The sequence below is a fragment of the Streptomyces sp. UNOC14_S4 genome, assembly GCF_020740835.1.
In the GTDB taxonomy this organism is placed as follows: domain Bacteria; phylum Actinomycetota; class Actinomycetes; order Streptomycetales; family Streptomycetaceae; genus Streptomyces.
This window is the reverse complement of record NZ_JAINFC010000476.1, coordinates 1-5,815: the sequence shown is the minus strand read 5'-3', so window position 1 is coordinate 5,815 and position 5,815 is coordinate 1. Positions and strand designations below refer to the sequence as shown.

Here is a 5,815-nt window from a genome sequence, read left to right as displayed (position 1 = left end):
CCCCCTGCTCCGCTCGTACCCGCCGCACCACCGTGAGCGCCCGCGTCGCCGGACGCGTCGGACGCGGACAGCCGCTCCAGCAACCGCCGCTGCACATTCGGCGAGAGCCCGGCCTCCCCCGACATCACATGCCGCACGGCACGCACGATCTCCTCCCCGCCCGCGTCCTTGGTGAGATAGCCGCGCGCACCGGCCCGGAGCGCCGGGAAGAGCGAGTCGTCATCGGCATAGGTCGTGAGGATCACGACCTGGGTCGCCGGATGCTCCCGGCGGATACGCCGCGTCGCCTCCACCCCGTCGCAGCGCGGCATACGGAGGTCCATCAGCACCACGTCCGGCGCGTGTTCGGCGACCAGGCGCACCGCCTCGTGGCCGTCTGCCGCCGCCCCGACCACTTCGATGCCCGGCAGCAGCCCCAGCAGCATCACAATGCCTTCGCGGACCACGGTCTGGTCGTCCGCCACCACGACCCGGGCCACCGCCTCGCCGACGCCGCTCTCCGCGCCTCCGATTCCCCCTGCGCCGCTCGTCATGCAGGCACCCGCAAATGCACCACAAAGCCCTCCTGCTCAGGTCCGGCCGGTCCGGCCTCCAGCGTCCCGCCGAGCAACTCGGCGCGCTCCCGCATCCCCAGCAGACCGTACCCGGCTCCCGACACCCCGAGGTCCCCGGACTTCAGGCGTCCCCCGCCATCACGGATCCACAGCTCCACCTCCCTCTCCAGATAGGTGAATCTCATCTCCACCCGGGCGCCCGGCGCATGCTTCCTGACATTGGTCAGGGCCTCCTGCGCCACCCTGCGCACCGCCAGCCCGGCCTCGGCGGGCAGGTCTCGCGGCTCCCCCGCGACCTCGAGACGCGCACCCTCCGAAGCGGCCGACTCCCGGAGGAACTCCTCGACCCGGGACATCTCTCCCCGCAGGGCGGAGAGCGCCTGCCGGGTCTCCGCCAGGCCCTCCCGGGCCATGCTCCGGGCCGCCACCACCCGCTCCAGGATCCGCTGCCGGTCCTCCCCTCTCTCGATCAGCAGCCGCGCGGCCTCCAGATGCACCATCTGCGCGGACAGGCTGTGCGCCAGCACGTCGTGGATCTCCCGGGCTATGCGGGCCCGCTCCGTCAGCGCCGCCGACTCCGCCTCGGCACGGCGCGCCGCCCGCTCCTGGGCCAGCAGCCGGAAGCCGGCCCCCCGCGCCTCCTCGTCCAGCCGCAGCGCATAGCCCATCACCGGCAGCCCGACCGCCGTCAGGGCGATCACCAACGGCTCGTCCGTGGCCACCAGGGCGTACGACCCCATGCCCACCACCGCGACGGCCAGCCCGGCCAGCATCGGCAGCCGCTCCATCCCGATGATCGCGCACAGGCACCAGAGCACGATCGCCGGAGTGCGCACCGCCGCCAGTTCGGCACCCGCCCCCACCCCGTACAGCACCACCAGCACTCCGAGGGAGGGCCACAGCCGCTGGGCGAGCGTCGTGACGTAGTAGACCCGGATCCCCACGACGCAGACCGCGAAGCCGACGGCGAGGGCCCCGAAACCCCAGCCGTGCAGGACGCCGTCGCGCACCACCCCCCACAGGACGAGCCCGACCAGCGCGAGCCGCACCACCCAGCCCATGACCTGTCTGCGCAGGGGCACCCCCACGCGGGAGAGCGCCTCCCGTGCGGGCCACGTGGTCCAGTTCTCCATCGGCACGAAAGGTCCTCCCGCCGCGACACCGTGCTCAGCCACCGGCAGGGACACCGTACGCCGGGCGGGCGTCACGGGCCCGGTGGAGGAGGACGCCCGACCGGGCCAGCAGCACGGCGGCGACGGTCAGCAGCACGGTGGAACCGTTCTGGTGGACCCCGATCAGGGCGCCTGTGCCGTAGAGCGCGATCCGCAGGACCATGCCACCGATCCATACCGCCCCGGTGGCCCTGCTGCCCTGTACCCAGAGCTCCCCGGAGGCGTCGCGCCATATTCGGGTCGTCCAGGCCCACGCGGTGCCCGTGGCCAGCCCGGCCAGCACCCCGCCCGCCAGCAGCCCGACGGACGCGGCCGGGTGCCCGGAGTCGATCGGCCCCGGTCCGCGGACGGCCAGGACGGCCAGCACCGCGGGCAGCAGCCACCAGCGTTGGGCATCGGCCTCCGCCCTGCGCGGCCTCGCCTGCCGGACGAGCACGATCGCGCAGACCGCGACGATCACTACGGCGTCGATGAAGCCGGACATGGGAAAGCCTCCGTGGACCTGGCCAGGGGCACGGCACAGGGTCTGACCGTGCTGTTCGTGCGCCCGGGCGCGTGGGGTACGACGCATCCGACGCTACGGACGCGGAGCCCGGAGGGGATCGGCCCACGGGTGGGGCTTCGGGTGGAGCCGGTGAGCCGGAGGTGGAGCCCGGGTGGAGAGTGAACTCCACCCGGGGGTGGAGACCCGGCGCGGATCCGTCGGACGGACGGGCGCCGGATCGATACGGCACGCGGACGCGTGCGCTCCGTCAGGCGTCGATGCGCGAGCGGTCCAGGGTCGCTGCGGAGTTGGTGATGAACTCCTTGCGCGGCGCGACCTCGTTGCCCATCAGCAGGTCGAAGGCGCGCTCCGCCGCCTCCAGGTCACTGATGTTGATGCGCCGCAGCGTGCGGTGGCGCGGGTCCATCGTGGTCTCCGCGAGCTGGTCGGCGTCCATCTCGCCCAGACCCTTGTAGCGCTGGATGCCCTCCTTGTAGCGGATGTTCTTCCGCTCCAGCTCCAGCAGCGTCTGCCGCAGCTCGCTGTCGGAGTAGGTGTAGATGTACTTGTCCTGCCCCTTCTTGGGGTTGATCAGCTCCACCCGGTGCAGCGGGGGCACCGCGGAGAACACCCGTCCCTCCTCGACCATGGGCCGCATGTAGCGCTGGAAGAGGGTCAACAGCAGGCAGCGGATGTGCGCGCCGTCGACATCGGCGTCGGCCAGGAAGATGACCTTGCCGTAGCGCGCCGCGTCGATGTCGAAGGTCCGGCCGGACCCCGCCCCTATCACCTGGATGATGGCGCCGCACTCGGCGTTCTTGAGCATGTCGGAGACCGACGACTTCTGCACGTTGAGGATCTTGCCGCGGATCGGCAGCAGCGCCTGGAACTCGGAGTTCCGCGCCAGCTTCGCCGTGCCCAGGGCCGAGTCGCCCTCGACGATGAACAGCTCGCTGCGGTCGACGTCGTCGCTGCGGCAGTCGGCGAGCTTCGCCGGCAGCGAGGAGGACTCGAGCGCCGTCTTCCTGCGCTGCGCCTCCTTGTGCTGGCGGGCGGCGATGCGCGTACGGGCCGCGGCGACGACCTTCTCCAGCACGGCGCGCGCCTGCTGCTTGGCGTCGCGCTTGGTGGAGGTCAGAAACGCCTTGAGCTCCTTGGCCACCACGTTCGCCACGATCCGGGACGCCGCCGAGGTGCCGAGGACCTCCTTCGTCTGCCCCTCGAACTGCGGCTCCGCCAGCCGGACGGTCACCACGGCCGTGAGGCCCTCCATGGCGTCGTCCTTGACGACGTCGTCCTCGGCCACGCGCAGCAGCTTGGCGGAGCGGAGCACCTCGTTCACCGTCTTGGTGATCGAGCGCTCGAACCCGGTGACGTGCGTGCCGCCCTTGGGGGTGGCGATGATGTTGACGAAGGACTTGACCGTCGCGTCGTAGCCGGTGCCCCAGCGGAGGGCGATGTCCACGCCGAGCTCGCGGGTGACCTCGGTGGGCGTCATGTGACCGCGGTCGTCGAGGACCGGGACGGTCTCCTTGAAGGTGCCCTGCCCGGTCAGCCGGAGCACGTCGCAGACAGCCTTGTCCTGGGCGAGGTACTCGCAGAACTCGCTGATGCCGCCGTCGTAGCGGAACGTCTCCTCGGTGACGCCCTCGCCGTCCAGGGCCCGCTCGTCGCGGACGACGATGGTGAGGCCCGGCACCAGGAACGCGGTCTGCCGGGCACGCCCGTACAGCGTCTCCAGGGAGAGCTTCGCGTCCTTGAGGAAGATCTGCCGGTCCGCCCAGTAGCGCACCCGGGTGCCGGTACGGGTCTTGGGCACCTTCTTGCCCTTGAGGAGACCGTTGGCCGGATCGAACGGCGCGTCCGGACCGGACTCGGTGAAGATGCCGGGGACGCCGCGCCGGAAGCTGATCGCGTGGGTCCGGCTGTTCCGGTCGACCTCCACGTCCAGTCGCGCGGAGAGCGCGTTGACCACGGAGGCGCCCACGCCGTGCAGACCGCCGGAGGCCGCGTACGAGCCGCCGCCGAACTTGCCGCCCGCGTGCAGCTTGGTCATCACGACCTCGACACCGGACAGCCCGGTCTTGGGCTCGACGTCCACGGGGATGCCACGGCCGTTGTCACGGACCTCCACCGAGCCGTCGTCGTGGAGGATCACCTCGATCCGGTCGCAGAAGCCGCCCAGGGCCTCGTCCACCGAGTTGTCGATGATCTCCCACAGACAGTGCATCAGACCGCGGCTGTCGGTGGAGCCGATGTACATGCCGGGCCGCTTGCGGACGGCCTCCAGTCCCTCGAGGACGAGCAGGTGCCGCGCGGTGTAGTTGGATCCGTCCCGGTCTGCCCCGGTCAGCAACGCAGTGGACGGCACGGACGTATCGGCGGTCACGCGGTTCGCTCCTCGCTGAATTTCTTTTCGGCCCCGGTCGGGCGCGGTGTGGCTCGGTTGCCGTTCAGAGGGTACCGAGGCCAGGTAGAGCCTTTGCGCAGCCACCCGTGGGAATGCCCATGCTAGTCCAGCATCGATCACACGTTCGATGACTCGATGGAGTGACGCGCACATCACGTTCCCCTGGAGGCATGAACCATTTAGGCTCCGGGCACGTCCTCAAGAACAACCCGGCAGCCGGCCGGGCGGACCGATGCCCCCCAGCGACGTGAAACCGTAAGCCCACGCAATACGGCTCATTCGCCGCCAAACGTCAAGATCCGACCCTCCCGGAAGGAACTTTCGAGGAAAAGGCGCGAGCGGGAACGTTTTCGGCCTGGTTGGATGTTGACCCTGGTACGACAGCTCGTCGAGCTAGAGAAGAGGCGACGTGACTACTGTTCTGACCCCCGCGAGCCCGCTGACGGCCGCTGACCGCTGCGACCGGTGCGGCGCTCAGGCTTACCTGCGCGTCGTTCTCCTGAGCGGCGGCGAACTGCTCTTCTGCGCCCACCATGGGCGTAAGTTCGAGCCAGAACTCAAGAAGATCGCCGCGGAAATACAGGACGAGACGGGGCGGCTCACCGCCACTCCGGCGTCCGCGTCCGACGAGGACCGGTGAGTCCGCGGCGGAACGCTGACACATCGCATCCGACGACGAGCGAGGTCCGGCCGTCCAGGGCCGGGCAGCCGCGGGCGGCCACCCCCTCGGGGGAGGTCGCCCGCTCTCGTTCCCATCGGCCGCCCACGGCCTCCCGCCGACCGCTCCCGCGCTTCCGTCGGCCGCCTCCACACTTCGCTCAGCTGCTCGCACACGGTCATCCGTTCTCCTGCGGCGTCCACGATTGGCCGTCAGGGGGCTTCAGCGCACCCTCAGCGGCCTCATCACGGCCTTTCGGCCGCGCCCCGGCACTGCGGTGGTCATGCGGCGGGAGCGTCCGGCGGACAGCCCGGAGCGGCGTGTTCTGTACCACCTCGTCCGTGTCGGGCGGCTCAGCCCTCAGCGGCGCGGCTCCGGCGCTCTGCGTGGCCGACGGGACAGGCTGCCGTGGGCCCTGGGCCGCCTCCAGGTCGTGCGCTTTTCCGGGCTGCCCCGACCCCGGCTCCTGAGCCTTTCCCGGACGGTCGGCCTGCCCCGACCCTGCCGCCTGCCCCTGAGGCCGCCCCGGACCCTGAG

5 protein-coding genes are annotated in these 5,815 nt (G+C 71.0%); 1 reads left to right on the top strand and 4 read right to left on the bottom strand.

The window, feature by feature from the left end; translation table 11 throughout:
• The 4 genes from K6I34_RS29925 to K6I34_RS29910 all read right to left on the bottom strand — a co-directional run.
• The coding region (locus tag K6I34_RS29925; RefSeq protein ID WP_229330665.1) for a response regulator transcription factor at positions 1-533 on the bottom strand (533 nt) is incomplete at its 3' end.
• Entirely contained in the window at positions 530-1,687 is a 1,158-nt protein-coding gene (locus tag K6I34_RS29920) for a sensor histidine kinase (RefSeq protein WP_229330667.1), read from the bottom strand. The genes K6I34_RS29925 and K6I34_RS29920, both read right to left, overlap by 4 nt.
• Positions 1,688-1,721: 34 nt before the next feature.
• Positions 1,722-2,210, bottom strand: a complete 489-nt coding sequence (locus K6I34_RS29915; protein ID WP_229330663.1) for a DUF1453 domain-containing protein — start codon at positions 2,208-2,210, stop codon at positions 1,722-1,724.
• A gap of 268 nt (positions 2,211-2,478) precedes the next feature.
• Positions 2,479-4,599, bottom strand: coding sequence for a type IIA DNA topoisomerase subunit B (locus K6I34_RS29910; protein WP_229330661.1), 2,121 nt, complete (start codon positions 4,597-4,599; stop codon positions 2,479-2,481).
• 430 nt (positions 4,600-5,029) lie between these two features.
• Between K6I34_RS29910 and K6I34_RS29905 the strand changes: the two genes are divergently transcribed.
• Positions 5,030-5,260, top strand: coding sequence for a hypothetical protein (locus K6I34_RS29905; protein ID WP_121796790.1), 231 nt, complete (start codon positions 5,030-5,032; stop codon positions 5,258-5,260).
• Positions 5,261-5,815: the final 555 nt, after the last annotated feature.